This window comes from Bartonella sp. W8167 (assembly GCF_016100335.1).
GTDB classification, from domain to species: Bacteria; Pseudomonadota; Alphaproteobacteria; order Rhizobiales; family Rhizobiaceae; genus Bartonella; species Bartonella apis.
Window position 1 is genome coordinate 224979 of the sequence record NZ_JACFSQ010000003.1, and the last position, 15594, is coordinate 240572.

Annotated in this window: 17 protein-coding genes and 1 other RNA gene; 6 read left to right on the forward strand and 12 right to left on the reverse strand. The window is 45.7% G+C overall.

Going from position 1 to position 15594, the window contains the following annotated elements; genetic code table 11:
- Nucleotides 1-72 precede the first annotated feature (72 nt).
- Nucleotides 73-1275: an OpgC domain-containing protein gene (gene opgC / locus H3V12_RS09730; RefSeq protein WP_198214497.1), complete on the reverse strand. Its 1203-nt coding sequence runs from the start codon at nucleotides 1273-1275 to the stop codon at nucleotides 73-75.
- A gap of 203 nt (nucleotides 1276-1478) precedes the next feature.
- Here opgC and H3V12_RS09735 point away from each other — a divergent pair, with 203 nt between their 5' ends.
- From H3V12_RS09735 to H3V12_RS09750, 4 genes are all read left to right on the forward strand, one after another.
- Nucleotides 1479-2138, forward strand: a complete 660-nt coding sequence (locus tag H3V12_RS09735) for a thiamine phosphate synthase (protein ID WP_198214498.1) — start codon at nucleotides 1479-1481, stop codon at nucleotides 2136-2138.
- Entirely contained in the window at nucleotides 2135-3118 is a 984-nt protein-coding gene (locus H3V12_RS09740; RefSeq protein ID WP_198214499.1) for a tetratricopeptide repeat protein, read from the forward strand. The genes H3V12_RS09735 and H3V12_RS09740 overlap by 4 nt, the downstream gene beginning before the upstream one ends.
- A 128-nt stretch (nucleotides 3119-3246) precedes the next feature.
- On the forward strand, nucleotides 3247-3810 hold the full coding sequence (gene efp, locus H3V12_RS09745; RefSeq protein WP_075869891.1) for an elongation factor P: 564 nt from the start codon (nucleotides 3247-3249) through the stop codon (nucleotides 3808-3810).
- Between the two features lie 11 nt (nucleotides 3811-3821).
- Nucleotides 3822-4613, forward strand: coding sequence for an inositol monophosphatase family protein (locus tag H3V12_RS09750; RefSeq protein WP_075915444.1), 792 nt, complete (start codon nucleotides 3822-3824; stop codon nucleotides 4611-4613).
- Between the two features lie 113 nt (nucleotides 4614-4726).
- Here H3V12_RS09750 and H3V12_RS09755 read toward each other — a convergent pair whose 3' ends face one another.
- Both H3V12_RS09755 and H3V12_RS09760 read right to left on the reverse strand, forming a co-directional pair.
- Nucleotides 4727-6163 carry an FAD-binding oxidoreductase gene (locus tag H3V12_RS09755; RefSeq protein WP_246787546.1) on the reverse strand — a complete coding sequence of 479 codons (1437 nt, stop codon included), beginning with the start codon at nucleotides 6161-6163 and terminating at the stop codon, nucleotides 4727-4729.
- On the reverse strand, nucleotides 6099-7892 hold the full coding sequence (locus H3V12_RS09760; RefSeq protein ID WP_246787547.1) for an ABC transporter transmembrane domain-containing protein: 1794 nt from the start codon (nucleotides 7890-7892) through the stop codon (nucleotides 6099-6101). The genes H3V12_RS09755 and H3V12_RS09760 overlap by 65 nt, the downstream gene beginning before the upstream one ends.
- A gap of 168 nt (nucleotides 7893-8060) precedes the next feature.
- On the opposite strand from H3V12_RS09760, the gene rpmE reads away from it, so the two are divergent.
- Nucleotides 8061-8282 (forward strand): 50S ribosomal protein L31, encoded by a 222-nt coding sequence (gene rpmE / locus H3V12_RS09765; protein WP_075869314.1) that lies wholly within the window; start codon nucleotides 8061-8063, stop codon nucleotides 8280-8282.
- A 389-nt stretch (nucleotides 8283-8671) separates the two neighbouring features.
- Here the strand turns inward: rpmE and H3V12_RS09770 are convergent, their stop codons facing one another.
- The 9 genes from H3V12_RS09770 to H3V12_RS09810 form a co-directional block, all read right to left on the reverse strand.
- Nucleotides 8672-9421 carry a YebC/PmpR family DNA-binding transcriptional regulator gene (locus tag H3V12_RS09770; RefSeq protein WP_075869313.1) on the reverse strand — a complete coding sequence of 250 codons (750 nt, stop codon included), beginning with the start codon at nucleotides 9419-9421 and terminating at the stop codon, nucleotides 8672-8674.
- A gap of 133 nt (nucleotides 9422-9554) precedes the next feature.
- Complete coding sequence (locus tag H3V12_RS09775) at nucleotides 9555-10376, reverse strand: TIGR00282 family metallophosphoesterase (RefSeq protein WP_198214501.1); 822 nt, start codon at nucleotides 10374-10376, stop codon at nucleotides 9555-9557.
- 20 nt (nucleotides 10377-10396) lie between these two features.
- A complete protein-coding gene (locus H3V12_RS09780) occupies nucleotides 10397-10963 on the reverse strand; it encodes a 5-formyltetrahydrofolate cyclo-ligase (RefSeq protein WP_198214502.1) in 567 nt (188 codons plus the stop codon).
- Between the two features lie 608 nt (nucleotides 10964-11571).
- Nucleotides 11572-11733: non-coding RNA, 6S RNA (gene ssrS / locus H3V12_RS09785), on the reverse strand.
- A gap of 103 nt (nucleotides 11734-11836) precedes the next feature.
- On the reverse strand, nucleotides 11837-12538 hold the full coding sequence (locus H3V12_RS09790) for a tetratricopeptide repeat protein (RefSeq protein WP_246787548.1): 702 nt from the start codon (nucleotides 12536-12538) through the stop codon (nucleotides 11837-11839).
- 206 nt (nucleotides 12539-12744) lie between these two features.
- Entirely contained in the window at nucleotides 12745-12870 is a 126-nt protein-coding gene (gene ykgO, locus H3V12_RS09795) for a type B 50S ribosomal protein L36 (protein WP_075869311.1), read from the reverse strand.
- Between the two features lie 193 nt (nucleotides 12871-13063).
- Nucleotides 13064-14143 carry a 5-(carboxyamino)imidazole ribonucleotide synthase gene (locus H3V12_RS09800; RefSeq protein ID WP_198214503.1) on the reverse strand — a complete coding sequence of 360 codons (1080 nt, stop codon included), beginning with the start codon at nucleotides 14141-14143 and terminating at the stop codon, nucleotides 13064-13066.
- The gene (gene purE / locus H3V12_RS09805) at nucleotides 14140-14643 is read right to left on the reverse strand and encodes a 5-(carboxyamino)imidazole ribonucleotide mutase (RefSeq protein WP_198214504.1); all 504 of its coding nucleotides are present in this window, start codon (nucleotides 14641-14643) and stop codon (nucleotides 14140-14142) included. The genes H3V12_RS09800 and purE overlap by 4 nt, the downstream gene beginning before the upstream one ends.
- 21 nt (nucleotides 14644-14664) lie before the next feature.
- The gene (locus tag H3V12_RS09810) at nucleotides 14665-14868 is read right to left on the reverse strand and encodes a DUF465 domain-containing protein (protein ID WP_077993980.1); all 204 of its coding nucleotides are present in this window, start codon (nucleotides 14866-14868) and stop codon (nucleotides 14665-14667) included.
- Between the two features lie 237 nt (nucleotides 14869-15105).
- Here H3V12_RS09810 and H3V12_RS09815 point away from each other — a divergent pair, with 237 nt between their 5' ends.
- Nucleotides 15106-15273 carry a DUF465 domain-containing protein gene (locus H3V12_RS09815; protein ID WP_075869888.1) on the forward strand — a complete coding sequence of 56 codons (168 nt, stop codon included), beginning with the start codon at nucleotides 15106-15108 and terminating at the stop codon, nucleotides 15271-15273.
- Nucleotides 15274-15594 lie beyond the last annotated feature (321 nt).

The following is a 15594-nucleotide window of genomic DNA, read 5'->3' on the forward strand; positions in this document are numbered from 1 at the left end:
TTGAAGGGCAATTTTTACCCGCATTGTTTTAGCAAAATCATCTTGCTCAGGAAAATATTCGGGCAATTATTTTCAAGCTTTTTGCCAATCGTTTCCGGTGATGTTCGCGTTTATAAGATTTGCGGGCTCGGCTATGCCAGGTGCTTTCACGCCAGCGGGAGTGGAAGAAACGACTTCGAGCCGCTTTGTCGCAAATTTTATCCATTCGAAATAATAGGCAACTGCGAACTGGATAACAATGCCGGTGGTCAACAACAGTGTGTCATAGAAAAGGCCGCCAGGATTGACGACTTTCAAAACCTGACCGGCCATTGCAAGAACTGTACCGGTTACAAAAACCGCAAGGCTATGTTTGCCGAGTATGGCAAGCGGATGGTTGGCATCCACTTTTGCTATCCAGTTCAACGGATAAATGGCAACAATAAGATAGGCGAGAGCGAGAATATGAAAAAGACGAGGTAGAGAAAGAAAAGTTTTATTGAATCCGGTAAGCGTTGAGGGAAGTCCTATTGTCGGATTAATCCACCACCAGCCAAGGCGCACCCATAGACATGAAATGACAAGATAAGCAGCTGCAATTATTAAAAACAAAGGGTGCCGGGGCAAATATCCGCCCCTTTTGACATAAAGCGTCACCGAAAAACCGAGAACAAATAATAATTGCCACGAAAGCGGGTTCAAAAACCATACACCTTTTGTCGGGTAATTATGTGGTGCAATGCCGTAAACGCCTGCAATAATATAGATTGCAACAGACAAAATTATCAATGATTTGAGTGATTTATTGGCAAGATAGAGTATGAAAGGTGTCGCGAGAATTAAAACCAGATAGAGCGACAGAATATTATTATAACCTAGTTGGTGACCAAGTGTTACGAGCCCCAGCAATGACTGTGCAGGATCTTTCAACAAGGATGGTATATTGTTGACATTCAAAAATTCCGGCCGGTGAAAAAATGTAGCCGCACTGACAAAAATGGACAGACTGACCAGAGTTGTCAGAATATGGGCGGAATAAAGGGTTACCGAACGGCGCAAGAGTTTCAATGAAATAAGTAGGCGATTTTGGCCAAAAAATTTACTGCCATAGGCCAGAGCAACCGAAATTCCCGAAATCAGGACAAAGGCTTCAGCAGAATCGGAAAAGCCGAAATGTTTATGGGTGAGCCATTCATAGATCGTACCAGGCACATGATTTATAAAAATCGTTAACAACGCCAATGCGCGAAACACATCAATACGGGTGTCTCTTTTAGACGTTGTCATTTGCGCCATGGAATTGAAATCCCTATTTACTGCTATTAATCAGATAAAAAACGTTTCTGCGTCATTATCCGATTTGTAGCCAAATTGGAGTCGAAATTGAGGAAAGCACAATCACATTTCTTTCCAGACTGAAATTATTGTAAGAAATGGTTAGGGGGAAAATGCTACAATCGCCCTAATTCGTCCTTTTTATAGACCTAAACAATATTGCTATGAGTAAAGATACAAATCGCCTATTTCCTAGACTTGTGATGACGCTTGATATACGCCGCAATATAAAAGCGGATTTTCTCATGGATGTTCTGGATAATGGCGATTTTGCCAGTCTCATTGTTTATGATTCGCAAAATGACCCTACATTTTTGCAACAACAGGCAGAATTGCTTGTTGATAGGATCGAAGCAAAATCTGTCGCTTTTCTTGTCGCCAATGATAGCCGGATTGCTGGACGTATTCATGCTGATGGTATCCATCTTGAAGGCAAGGTTGAAGAACTCCGCTCGCTCCTTGATCGCCGTCATGATTCGATGATTGTCGGCTTTGGAAATTTGCGCGACAAGCACACAGCAATGACAAGCGGTGAATGCGAGCCTGATTATCTGATGTTCGGCAAACTCGGTGCCGATAAAAAACCGGCGCCCCATCCGCGTAACATCACACTTTCATCCTGGTGGGCGGAAGTTATGGAAATTCCGGCTATTGTCCAGGCCGGTTCCGACATTGCCACTTTTCCTGAAGTTCTTGCAACGAAAGCAGAATTTATTGCGGTAGAAGAGATGATTTTCGGACATGACAACCCACAACATATCTTACGCGAGATTACCCGCCTGATCGAAGAAAGTGGCGGCTTCGACGGGGAGCTTGTTGAATGAAGTTATTCGCAAGTAAACTGTTGGGGCTTGTTTTATTGGCGTCTTTGGCCGGTTTTCAATTGGCTGAAGCTCAGGAAGCACGTTCCGAAAAGGGAGCGAAACCCGTTTTACCCAAACAGACAGGTGAAGATTATCTTAAAGCCGGCCAATATGACAGTGCTTATGATAATTATATGGCGGGAAATTATAAAACAGCATTTCTGGAAGCCTTGAAAAGGGGTGAAGAAGGCGATGCTACCGCTCAAACCCTTCTGGGGCGGATGTATATGGAAGGTTATGCCGTTGCAATTGACGGGGCACGGGCGGCATTATGGTTTGGAAGAGCTGCCAAACAGGGCGACCCGCAGGCAGAATTGCGTTACGGGCTTTTGCTTATTAACGGAACTTATGTTCCGAAAGACCCGTCAACAGGCGAAGAATATATCAAACGCGCGGTTGATGCCGGTGTACCGGAATCCTATTTTTATTACGGCCAATTATTGTTGAACAAATCCCAAGACGATGATGCTCTGGAAACAAGCCTCGGTTATTTCCTGAAAGGGGCTTCACGCGGTGATCCGGATTCTGCGTTCGCAGCGAGCCAGATTCTCGCACGAGGTACACCGAAACGCCCGCGTGATGATAATAGTGCGCGCAAATTGCTGGAAACAGCTTCGGCAAAGGATCATGTTCCCGCACAAATTACATTGGCCAAATGGATGGTTGAAGGACGCGGTGGTCCGCAAGATTATGAGGGTGCATTCAACTTGTTGCTGATGGACGCAAGCAGGATGATTGCGCCGGCCCAGATCAATCTTGCAAGGCTCTATCGCGACGGGATCGGAACCGAAGGGGATATTGTAAAAGCCGCAGCTTGGTATATGGTAGCCAAACAGGCTAAAATGGAAGCCCCCGATCTCGAAACTATGTTGGAAGGCATGTCAGATGAGCAATTGGCAACAGCCCGCCAAAAAGCTGAACAGCTTATGCCGACACTTTAAATTTCAGGCATGTCCTTAAATTTGAAGCCGCCCCTTGCTTAAAGCCTTTTTTTATGGTCTTGAACACGTTAATTGAGGGCATTTTCAAATGTCCTTATTCCACAATAATCTAATGTCGGATGAAAAATATGAAGATTAATGGCAATGAAATTCGCCCGGGCAATGTGATTGAACATAATGGCAGCCTCTGGGTTGCAGTCAAATGCAATGCAGTCAAACCGGGAAAAGGTGGTGCATTCAATCAGGTCGAATTGAAGAACCTGCTTGATGGAACAAAATTGAATGAGCGTTTCCGCGCAGCTGAAACTGTTGAAAAAGTAAGACTCGAACAGAAGGACTATACTTTCCTTTACGAGCAGGGTGACGCACTTGTTTTCATGGATTCAGAAACTTTCGAGCAACTTGAATTGCAGAAAGATTTTGTTGGCGAGCGTGCAGCGTTCCTTCAGGATGGCATGAAGGTCACGGTTGAACTTTATGAAGAAAAGCCGATCGGCATTGATTTGCCCGATCAGGTTACATTGACGATTACCGACGCCGATCCGGTCGTTAAGGGGCAGACAGCTGCTTCTTCCTATAAGCCGGCGGTTCTCGAAAATGGCATCCGTATTCTTGTTCCTCCGTTTATTTCGGCTGGCGAGAAGGTGGTTGTCGATACAAACGAGCTTAGTTATCTGCGTCGTGCAGATTAAGGATTGGTCTGATGGCGCGTTCAGCGATAATGAATGTCATGGTACAAGCGGCAATGAAAGCGGGGCGGTCGCTTGCCCGTGACTATGGTGAGGTACAAAATCTTCAGGTGTCTTTGAAAGGCCCGGCCGATTATGTGAGCCAGGCCGACCGGCGCGCCGAAGATATTGTCAGGACAGAGCTTTTGAAAGCGCGTCCGGATTATTGTTTTCTTATGGAAGAATCGGGCGAGATTAACGGTAGCGACTCCCAACATCGTTTTATTGTCGATCCGCTTGACGGAACAACCAATTTTCTTCACGGTATTCCTTTCTTTGGCGTTTCGATTGCATTGGAGCGTCAGGGGCAGATTGTTGCCGGTGTGATTTATAATCCGGCATTGGACGAACTTTTCACTGCCGAACGCGGTGGTGGCGTGTTTTTAAATGACAGACGCATGCGTGTTGCCAATCGTCGCAAGCTTGAGGATTGTGTTATCGGAACAGGTATTCCCCATCTTGGTCGTGGCCACCACGGTGAATACCTTGTCGAATTACGCAATGTGATGGCCGAAGTGGCAGGTATCCGGCGCATGGGTGCAGCTGCAGTCGATCTTGCCTATGTCGCAGCCGGTCGTCTTGACGGTTTTTGGGAAGATAACCTCCAGCCATGGGATATGGCGGCTGGCCTTTTGATGGTTCGGGAAGCCGGTGGCTTTGTCAGTGACAAGGATGGCGGGCAGAATATCTTCGGGAAAAAGAATATCGTTGCCGGAAACGAGCTTATTCATAAAGCACTGATGAAGACGATCAAAAAACCGATTTGAACCGGTAGGGATTGTTAAAAAATTCTATCAACTTCTATTCCCGCTTTTTTGAAAGCGGGAATTTTTTTAAGCTAAATCCTGCACATACTTGTTTCGCTTGAGATGTTCTCACTTCATAAATCACCGCCGGCAGCGGCCTGTTCTTTTTTCAAACGGTATCGGGCAACAAGCGAACGTATCGGATCGGGCACAATAAAGCTCGGATGACTGTTCTCGCGGATGAAGCGGATTTCTTCATTATCATCACCAGAAATAAAGTCCGCCGCGCAAACACCGAGATATGTACCTTTTGCCACGCCAACGCCGTTACAACCATTCAAAATCATGATGTTTTCGGCAGGTTTATGGAAAACATAATTCTGGTTAAGCGTAACGGCAATCATTCCGCCCCATGTGTATTCAAACGGAATATGGGTTAGCGCGGGAAAACGGCTCTCGAACGAATGCCTGTGGTGGGGCAAGGCGGAGTTGAGATCATCTTTTGAAGTCGTCAATGTCGGGGCAAAACGCAATATATTACGAATAAAAATGCGGTGGTCGGGAGTATAGCGCACTGTTGTACCTGCCGGATGAGCCGAGGTAATGCCCCACGGTTTTACATTGGAAAAATGCTGTTCCAAATCGTTGGCAGAAAGCGGTTTTGTCAGGCTGGCATAAGTATAAACGGGCGCAAGACGGTGCTTTTCATAGCCGAATTCACTGTTGAAAATATTGCCTGCCTCAAAGATAAATTTTGCCGTAATAGGCCCGCGGGTGGTTCTAATCACATGCTTGGAACCATAAGTGATTTCTGTAACGGGCGTTTGTTCATAAAGGCTGACAGAAGGTGGCAAGGCTTTGGCAATACCGCGGACAAGTGCGGCAGGATTAACAAGAACATTGCCCGGTGTATAGATTGCCCGTTGATAATAGGTAGTTCCCAATCGTTTCGCCAAATCGTCTCCGGCAATATCTTGATAGTCGAACCCGTCATTTTTGAGTTGGTTTTCAAAATGGTCAAGATTGCCGAGGTTGCTTGTTTCATGGGCGGCCATATATTTACCGCTCTCTTGCCAATCACAGGAAATGGCATAATGGTCTTTAAAATCACGCAAACGCTTTATGGCAAATTTATTCAATGCATAAAGCCGCCGGTCATGATCGGGGGTTGTTTTGCCGCCATCCACATTGTGTGGAACATCAATGATAAAGCCGGCATTTCGTCCCGAAGTTCCTTCGCCGATTCTGAGTGCATCAATGACAGCAATTTTTGCATCGGGTTGCCGTTCGGAGAGCCGATGAGCCAATGAAAGGCCGATAAAGCCCGCTCCGATAATCACAAAATCAAAGTTTTTATCTTCTTCAAAATTTTTGCCAATTGTTATTCCATGATCGGGCGATGTGGCAAACCAACCTGAAACGCCGTCGATTTTCGGCTCCACGCGAATCTGAACCATAGTCTGGCCTGTTTTTAAATTCCTGTATTTTCTTTTCCCGTAATTGTCGTCAATGCGAGAATTGGAGTTTCGCCAAGCGCGCATAAAGGCCGTTTTGAGCAACGAGCTCGTCATGCGTGCCTTCTTCGACAATAGCACCTTTATCAAGAACAACAATTCTGTCAGCTTTCAAAACTGTTGCCAAACGGTGCGCAATAACCAGTGTTGTGCGATTTTTCATTAAGCCTTCAAGTGCTCTTTGTACAAGCATTTCGTTTTCCGCGTCGAGTGCGGATGTTGCTTCGTCAAGAAGCAGAAGTGGTGCATTGCGCAAAATTGCACGTGCAATGGCTATGCGTTGTTTTTGTCCGCCTGAAAGGGTAATGCCACGCTCGCCAACTTGCGTGTCAAAACCATCTTTCAAATTGTGGATGAAGTCGAGTGCATGGGCAGCCTCTGCCGCTTCTTCGATAGCTTTATTATCGGCCAAAGGATTACCAAAAGCGATATTTTCCCGCAACGTTCCATCAAAAATGGCGACATCCTGCGGTACATAGGCAATGCGTGAGCGTAAATCCTCGAGCTTGACTTTGGAAATTTCTGTATCATCAAAAGTAACATTGCCGCTATCAGGATCATAAAAGCGCAAGATCAATGAAAAAATTGTACTTTTGCCGCCGCCGGACGGGCCAACAAAAGCTACCGTCTCTCCGGCTTTGATGGAAAATGTCAAATTGTGTAAGACAGGTTGGGATTTTCTGGTCGGATAGGCAAAATCGACATGATTGAAGTCGATCGCACCCCGTGCCGGTTCCGGCAGTTTCAACGGGGCGGCGGGAACAGTAATTGTAGTTTTTTCAACAAGCAATTCGGCAAGTCTTTCGGCAGCCCCTGTTGCCTGTGCAAGTTCTGCACCAACTTCCGATAACTGACCGAATGCACTTGCACCGAAAACCGCATAAAGAACGAATTGCCCTAATGTTCCGGCAGTCATGGTTTTGTCCAGAACATCATTCGAGCCAATCCACAACACGGCTACAACACTACCAAAGACAAGAAAAATAGCAAAAGCGGTTAAAAATGCACGCGATAAAATCGACCCGCGTGCCGATTGGAAAGCGCGTTCGATCAATTGGGAAAACCGTTTATTGACATTTTGTTCAGCCGTAAAAGCCTGAATGGTGCGGATAGCGCTTACCTGTTCGGAAGCAAGTGCTGTCGCGTCGGCAAGACGGTCTTGTGCAAGGCGGGTTCTTTTGCGCACTTTGCGACCGAAAACAATGAGCGGAATAACAACAATGGGAATTGCCACAAGCACCATTGCCGACAGTTTCGGACTGGTTACAATCATCATGATAATGGCGCCAACAGCCATGATAATATTGCGTAAGAAAACCGAAGCTGTAGCACCGACAGCCGATTTTACTTGTGTTGTATCGGCTGACAAGCGCGAGATAATTTCACCGGAACGGGATTTATCAAAAAATTCCGGTGACAGACTGATAATATGGGAAAAAACATCACGCCGGAGATCCGCCACCACATGTTCACCCAAAGTAATCACCGAATAATAACGACCGGCTGAAGCAAGAGCCAGAATTGCAGCAAGCAGAAAGAGCACCGCAAAATAGGAATTGATCATGGTGCCGTTGCTTAAACTAAAGCCATGATCGAGCATACGGCGGATTGCAATGGGAAGCGCCAGCATGACAAGGGCAGCAACAATCAAAGAAACAGCAGCCGAAAAGGCAAGTTTTTTATAGCGGAATACATAAGGTTGCAGTGCTGATAATGGACGCAAACTATGTTTTTTCGGGGCAGATAGTCTTTTTTCGCCATTTTCCATGCTGTTCTTCTTATCCATATTCTATTGTGCCCTTGTGCTATCGTTCGTGCTGTTGTATAGGCAACACCAGATTTTTATCGAAGTCCGGCCACGCCCGGGCTTTGTTTACCAAATTGAAGAACGGATGGCATCATGAAAATACACCATGTAACCGTTCGTTACCGTTAGAAGCAGGAAGTTCGCGTCATGAAAGCTGATATTCATCCCGATTACCACACCATCAAGGTTGTGATGACAGATGGCACCGAGTATTTCACCCGCTCCACTTGGGGCAAAGAGGGTGATACCATGAATCTTGATATTGATCCGAGAACACATCCGGCTTGGACTGGTGGTTCACAGACTCTCGTTGATCGCGGTGGTCGTGTTTCCAAGTTCAAAAACCGTTTTGGCAATCTCGGCCTTTAATAAGTTTCTATTTCCCTTTAAAACCCGCCAATCCGGCGGGTTTTTTATTTTTTTAAACATCACAGTTATTCTGATAGTTACGGTATTGTCTAACTGCACATCTGAAACGGTTGTTGAAAGACTTGGTTGTCACCGCAAACAAGAAGCTAAAGGTCGAGAAAAATTATAACTATCTTGAGGTAAAAATCTGCCCTCGAAAAGAAGCTACTTTTTAAAAAGCAACTGACTTTTGAGCAGGAGATAAATCCGACGATTGGAAGATAAATTCACCGTCTCAATAAAATCCTGTGAACGGGAGATAAATCCGTCGCCTCAATAAAAAACCGGCTTTCAGGGGGTACCCCCCCCGAAAGCCGGTACAATTCAGTTTGAAAAACTTAAAGAATAATTTATTCGGCGGCAAGCTTTGCCATGACTTCGTCACTGACCTCGAAATTGGCATAGACGTTTTGAACGTCATCATCTTCTTCCAAAGTGGAAATCAGACGAAGAACCGATTCGGCTTTTTCTTCATCAATCGGCGTTGTTGTTGTCGGCTTCCAGACAACTTTGACCGATTCGGCTTCGCCAAGTGCGGCTTCAAGTGCTTTGGAAACTTCGCCGACATTTTCAAAAGCACAGGTAATGACGTGGCCATCTTCATCAGACTGGACATCATCGGCACCGGCTTCAATAGCGGCTTCCATAACTTTATCCGCGTCACCGGCTTCCGGTTTATAAACAATTTCGCCAACGCGATTGAACATGAAGCCGACCGAACCTGTTTCACCCAACGCACCACCTGCTTTGGTGAAAGCGGCACGAACATTGGAGGCTGTACGGTTGCGATTATCTGTCAAAGCTTCGACAATAACAGCAACGCCGGCCGGGCCGTAACCCTCGTAGCGGACTTCTTCATAATTTTCACCATCATTACCGGCAGCCTTTTTAATCGCCCGTTCGATATTATCTTTCGGCATGGACTGGGCTCTCGCATTTTGCACAGCCAAGCGTAAACGGGCGTTCATCGCAGGATCCGGCACACCAAGCTTGGCCGCAACTGTAATTTCGCGGGCGAGTTTGGAAAACATCTTCGAGCGCATCGCATCCTGACGACCTTTGCGATGCATAATATTCTTAAACTGTGAATGGCCTGACATAGATCACCTTTCGGTTTTCACCGACAGCGAGCCTTGGAATGATCGAAGTATCCTGTCGGACAATGTTCTAATAAAAATCTGAATGAGCGCCTTATACGGAAAACGAGTGAAAAGGTAAAGAGTTGCCCGTCTTTCACCAAAAATCCGGCAAGCATTCTTCCAATCGCGGTCCAAGACGCAAGGCGGATACTTTTTCTGCAAGCCCTGTACGGTCGGAAATTTCAACCGCAAGCCCACAAATGGTTGCAGGCCCGCTTGCCGGTTCATAGCGGCCACGCGATATTTTGGTAACAAAACGGTTGAGCGGCTCTTCTTTATCCATACCAAGTGACGAATCATAATCACCACACATACCGGCATCCGACATAAACGCCGTACCGCCGTTAAAAATCTGATAATCGGCTGTCGGAACATGGGTATGAGTGCCCACCACCACACTGGCGCGGCCATCAAGAAAATGGCCAAAACATTGTTTTTCGCTTGTGGCTTCGGCATGGAAATCAAAAATCACGGCATCGGCCTGCTCGCCGAGCGGACATTCGCCGACAATGCGTTCGGCTGCCTCGAACGGGTCATCAAGATCAGGATGCATGAATACCCGCCCCATAACATTGGCAACAAGCACACGCGCACCGTTTTTGGCAATATAGACACCTGAACCTTTGCCTGCAGTCCCTTTCGGGAAATTTGCGGGTCTTAAAAACCGGTCGGCATGATCGGCATAATTTAAAGTTTCTTTCTGGTCGAAAGCATGGTTACCGGTGGTAACAACATTTGCACCAGCTTCCAGTGTTTCATTATAGATTTTTTCGGTAATGCCAAAACCGGAAGCAGCGTTTTCTCCGTTGACGACGACAAAGTCGAGTTTAAGACCGGATATCAGGCCTGGTAACTTCTGGAACACTGCCGTGCGGCCGGATTTACCAACCATGTCACCTAAAAATAAAAATCTCATAATTTAACTCTAAACATCTCTTAAAACGATCTTAAACCACTTTCGGTGAGTACCATTGCCAATTTTTGATCGTGTGGTTCGGCCGGAATTGACAAAACTTCCTGACAATCGAAAGCAAGTCCTATCAATAAAGGGTTATGCCCGTTTTCTCGCATGCTTGCAATTGCCCGATCATAGTAACCGGCACCATAACCAATCCTGTTTCCTGTGCTATCAAAAGCCGAAAGCGGAACGAGAAGTGTTTCGGGCTCGACCATTTTTGCTTCTTCAGAGGGTCCCACCGTACCAAAGCCCATATCAACGAGTTTTCTGTCATCATCGAAAATTCTGAAAACCATTGTTGTTTTATCAATGATCGCAGGTAAAGCCAGTGTAAAGCCATGTTCTTTTAGCGCCAACATGATCGGACGCGGGTCGATTTCGCTTTTGATTGGCCAGAACCCTGCAACAGTTTTGCCTTTTAAAATGGCAAGCAGCTTTTGAAGCTCATCGACAAGCTTTTGTGAAATGATAGTGCGTTGTTCTTGCCGCATCCGGTCGCGTCTTGCCAGTGCTTCCTGTCGAAGTGTTTTTTTGCTGATTGTCATATTTCCAGAAACTATTTGCATTTATGACGATTTCTTCAAAAACTGCCGGATGATTTGCAGGTCAAAATTCGGTTTAATGTTAACGATAATGGACGATCATCCGGTTTTGTCAAAGTTGTTTTACAAAATCTTGCCAAGAGAACAGTGGAAACCGGCAAAGCTTATTGAATGATTGGTCATACAACATTGTTAGTTGGCAGTTGTTCGGGACATTACGATGGTGTCACAAAGCGGACAACTGTCTGGCAGCAAGCCGCATAATATTCCATCATTTTGGAAGACAGTAATTTTTAAACGACACACGAATTATTTGTTTCGACAAACATAAAAGGGAAATTTGTTTATTGTTTTGAATGTTTTTTCATAAATTTCGGAATTCTCTCAAGAAATACCGACAAGGAAATAATCGGAAAATTGGCAATTCGATGGATAATTACGGCAATGGATAATGATGACAGGACGGAACAGCCGGTTACATCAAGTGCCTACGGAAAACATCAAGGTTCAAGTGAGCGGATAGAAGAAAACTTACGGAACCTGAAACGGGAAAGAACCTATGAGGGTAACCGAATGATTACTTGTAAGGAGAGCAATTTGAAAGAAGAAAGTGGCGATCCGCAGCAACCGGTGGAATGTATTTGATCCCGGGAAACCTACAACGTAGGTGGGCGCCATATGAAAAGGCCCACGAGCCTAATCAGGGACAGCTCCCTTAGAGATCAATAAGGCCCCAGGGATGCAGTTATTCCTGTCGAGAAGAGCAGAACGCCTCGGCCAATATAGGTCAAGTCAATGCTTGTTACCAGTCTGCTATGAGCTTTTTGAAGAGTAATTTTCATTCGCCTCTTCACCTTGTCTGATTTGACGGAAAAATCAGATGGCTTGTCCTGTCTGGTCTTCAAGAATATCGGCGACATGTTTTTGTGCGCGTTGCATTTGCGGGTAAATTTTCAAGGCATCCTCATAAGCATGAAGCGCAAGTTTATTGCGTCCGGTCATTTCCAGAATCGATCCGACAAGAAACAGAGCGTTATAATTTCGGGGCTCCAGTGCAAGTGACCGCTGCAAATCGCTCATTGCGAGTTTCAGGTCATTCAATTGTACATGAACTGCCGCACGACGCGCCCATCCTTCGGCATAATCGGGCTTCAAGGCAACCACATTATCAAGAAAATCAAGCGCCATGGCGTAATCTTGTTCGTTAATTGCATCTTCCGCCCATTGCATCAGAAGATCAATCGTATCACTTCCCGATTGCGCCCATAGGCCCTGAATCTGGCGGCTTAACTTTGCCGCTTCCTTGTAATTGGGGGTTCGTTTCAAAACAGCAAGCAAACGGTCAAGCTCGGCCTGTTTTTTTTGTGCCGCATTCTGATCTTTTCCTAGATCAGGCAATGCTTCTTCCTGAGATGGCTTTTCGGGAATCATATCCTCCGGTGACAAAGGCGGGGAATCAGGGTCTTCTTGTGGCGGTAGTTCCGGAAGACCTTGGGAAAAAGTGAAAGAGGGCGACAAAGAAATCGCGATTGACAGCGACATAATGAAAAAACGAATTTTCAATCTGTTCAACATCATTTCCTCTGTCGCAGCCGTTTCTTTTCAGGTTTCATGAAGCCCGTGGCATATGATTTTGCCATAGAACGTTTGCAGCAATATCAAGGACTGCAACTATATCTGGCTTCAATCTTATATGGAGGAAAGAATTGAAGCAATGCTTGAAAAATCGAGGGTAATAAAAAAGGCTCCCGAAAGGAGCCTTTTTTAAACAATATGTCGAATAATCAACCCTGACGGGCTTTAAAGCGCGGGTTGGTCTTATTAATGATGTAAATACGACCTTTGCGGCGAACCATGCGGTTGTCGCGGTGACGACCCTTAAGCGCTCTGAGCGAATTTTTAATTTTCATTTCAATCACCGTTTGTATAACCCGTCGCCGGGTAAAAGGATTGGACCCCTTGACAGGGCTTGAATTTCGTCGGTCAAATAGCCTGACGATAGAGGGTTTGTCAACTCTAAATCACGCAAAAATAGTGTTTCTATTGTCAAACTCTATCACGAATTAAGCTTTCGGCGCGTTTATGCGTGCTTTTTATCCATTATCAGGCACGACCGGTCAGTCGGACGATATGTCCCATTTTCCTTCCGCTTCTTACCTCCGCTTTACCATAAAGGTCGATGAAGGTTTGCGGTTCGGCTAATAAATCGGGCAAGCGTTTCACATCTTCGCCAATCAGATTTTCCATAACACAATTGCTATGCCGCGTTGTTTTCCCCAAGGGAAGACCGGTGACCGCCCGTATATGCTGCTCGAATTGCGAGACAAGGCAGGCAGCCTCTGTCCAATGGCCGGAATTGTGAACACGCGGTGCCAATTCATTGGCTATGACCGAGCCATCTTTGAGAACAAAAAATTCCACCCCGATCACACCGATATAATCGAGTTCGTGAAGAATCGTTTCTGCTGCCTTTTGCGCCGCATCAGCGGTTTTTTTGTCAATAGAAGCGGGAACGGTGGATGTCCTTAAAATTCCATCACGGTGAACATTTTCAGGGCAATCGTAAAAGGCAACGTGTCCGTTGAAATCACGTGCTGCAATAACCGAAATTTCTTTTTTGAACGGAACAAATCCTTCAAGAATGGCAGGCGCATTCCCGATATCGGCAAGCGCTTGATCAATTTCTTCTTCGGTCGGATTATCAAGCCGCACCTGTCCTTTGCCATCATAACCGAATCGGCGTGACTTCAGAATGCCTTTGCCGCCAACATTGCCGAGACCGGCAATCAGCATTTGACGATTGTCGACAAGAAACCACGGAGCCGTTTTAATTCCGCTATCATTCAGAAATTTCTTTTCGGTAAAACGATCCTGAGAAACTTCGAGTGCTGCCGGTTTTGGCAAAACAGTGGCTTTTTTAGCAAGCCGGTCAACGGCACGTGCCGGAACATTCTCGAATTCGTAAGTGATCACATCGGATAAATTGGCGAGTTCATCCAATGCTTTTTCATCATCATAATCTGCAACAATTTGACGATTGGCTGTTTGTGCGGCGGGGCAATCCGGCGTGGGTTCAAGAATAATTGTATGAAATCCAAGCCGTGCAGCAGCACTCGCCATCATCCGCCCGAGCTGGCCACCACCGATGATGCCGATTGTATCCCCTGGTTCAAGACTTTTCATTTTTTTACCTCATCGACCGGAAATTCCGGAACATTTGCTGTCTGATTGGCACGCCATTCGTCAAGCCGTTCGGCAAGTGCTTTGTCATTCAAGGCCAGCACCGAGGCGGCAAGGAGTGCCGCATTAATGGCACCGGCTTTGCCAATGGCGAGCGTTCCGACAGGTATTCCTGCCGGCATTTGCACAATTGAAAGGAGCGAATCCTGCCCCGATAATGCATGCGATTGAACAGGAACGCCAAATACTGGCAGACTTGTCATTGCTGCGGTCATTCCCGGCAAGTGGGCAGCGCCTCCCGCACCGGCAATAATAATCTTGAAACCGGCTTTTTTTGCGCCTTTGGCAAAATTGAACAAACGATCGGGAGTGCGGTGCGCCGAAACAATTCTTGCTTCATAGTCAATATCAAGACTTTTCAGCGTATCGGCTGCATGATGCATTGTCTCCCAATCGGATTGGCTACCCATAATAATGGCTACATCATGTTGTTTCGCGCTCATGGCTTTTCCTGTCACTTTATTTTATGCGATGATATCGGGAATAATACGATCTTCAAGTTTTTGCAGCTGATCTTTAATTGCCAGTTTTTTCTTTTTCATCCGCTGGATTTGCAATTGGTCACAGCCTGCTTTTATCATTGCATCGATAGCTGCATCATAATCAGCATGTTCCTGCTTCAGTTTGGCAACGGCCAACTTGACATCAACCTGTTCCTGTTCTGACATTCTATGGCCGTCCTATTTTGGCATGGAGCTTGTTCATCGGGCAGTCTTTAAAGCTTTCCATCAATTTTTTCGCCTATACCACGAAAGGAAAGTTGCGGAAATGTTTAATTGTCAAAATCTGTGGCAATTGATTTTGAAGTCGACAATTAATCTTAAAGATGTCAAGTTGTTTTTTGCCGATTGAAAAAGGTTTCGCAAGAAATATGAAGTTAATATCAAAGAATAAGGAGCATGGTTATGGCAACTGAAGCACATCTGGAATCTTTGGAACGCAAACACCAGCAGCTTGAAAGCGAAATTGACAAAGCCATGGCTTCGCCTTCTGCCGATGATCTTGCTATCAACGAACTCAAGCGCAAGAAGCTTGCACTCAAGGACGAGATCGAAAAGCTGAAAAATTTGTAAGCTCCATTATTCGCTTCTCTCTAACGGGGCACGAAGTTGTGTTCCAAACAAGATATGCCTGAGACAAACGGCATAGGCCGAAGCATGGACTTGAAACATGTTCTATTTTTGAAAGTTGAACGATATTTTCCAATTGCCAAGCCGAGGTTTTTGAAAAATTTCACAAATCACTCGATTTGAGGGATGATCGGGGGGCGTTGATAAAAGGTAAAAAGCATGTTTCAACGCGCTATTTTACATTTACAAAATGTGCACAGACTGAAAGTCTAACGCCGTATCGCGTCAAAGATAGGGAAGCTTTTTTAAAAAATCGGATATTCC

Coding starts and splice junctions, on each gene's coding strand:
- H3V12_RS09800 (WP_198214503.1), bottom strand. CDS start 14,143: ATGAAAAGTCTTGAACCAGGGGATACAATCGGCATCATCGGTGGTGGC.
- H3V12_RS09780 (WP_198214502.1), bottom strand. CDS start 10,963: ATGACAATCAGCAAAAAAACACTTCGACAGGAAGCACTGGCAAGACGC.
- H3V12_RS09755 (WP_246787546.1), bottom strand. CDS start 6,163: ATGACGAGCTCGTTGCTCAAAACGGCCTTTATGCGCGCTTGGCGAAAC.
- rpmE (WP_075869314.1), top strand. CDS start 8,061: ATGAAAGCTGATATTCATCCCGATTACCACACCATCAAGGTTGTGATG.
- ykgO (WP_075869311.1), bottom strand. CDS start 12,870: ATGAAAATTAAAAATTCGCTCAGAGCGCTTAAGGGTCGTCACCGCGAC.
- H3V12_RS09815 (WP_075869888.1), top strand. CDS start 15,106: ATGGCAACTGAAGCACATCTGGAATCTTTGGAACGCAAACACCAGCAG.
- opgC (WP_198214497.1), bottom strand. CDS start 1,275: ATGGCGCAAATGACAACGTCTAAAAGAGACACCCGTATTGATGTGTTT.
- H3V12_RS09760 (WP_246787547.1), bottom strand. CDS start 7,892: ATGGATAAGAAGAACAGCATGGAAAATGGCGAAAAAAGACTATCTGCC.
- H3V12_RS09750 (WP_075915444.1), top strand. CDS start 3,822: ATGGCGCGTTCAGCGATAATGAATGTCATGGTACAAGCGGCAATGAAA.
- H3V12_RS09775 (WP_198214501.1), bottom strand. CDS start 10,376: ATGAGATTTTTATTTTTAGGTGACATGGTTGGTAAATCCGGCCGCACG.
- H3V12_RS09790 (WP_246787548.1), bottom strand. CDS start 12,538: ATGATGTTGAACAGATTGAAAATTCGTTTTTTCATTATGTCGCTGTCA.
- H3V12_RS09810 (WP_077993980.1), bottom strand. CDS start 14,868: ATGTCAGAACAGGAACAGGTTGATGTCAAGTTGGCCGTTGCCAAACTG.
- purE (WP_198214504.1), bottom strand. CDS start 14,643: ATGAGCGCGAAACAACATGATGTAGCCATTATTATGGGTAGCCAATCC.
- efp (WP_075869891.1), top strand. CDS start 3,247: ATGAAGATTAATGGCAATGAAATTCGCCCGGGCAATGTGATTGAACAT.
- H3V12_RS09770 (WP_075869313.1), bottom strand. CDS start 9,421: ATGTCAGGCCATTCACAGTTTAAGAATATTATGCATCGCAAAGGTCGT.
- H3V12_RS09740 (WP_198214499.1), top strand. CDS start 2,135: ATGAAGTTATTCGCAAGTAAACTGTTGGGGCTTGTTTTATTGGCGTCT.
- H3V12_RS09735 (WP_198214498.1), top strand. CDS start 1,479: ATGAGTAAAGATACAAATCGCCTATTTCCTAGACTTGTGATGACGCTT.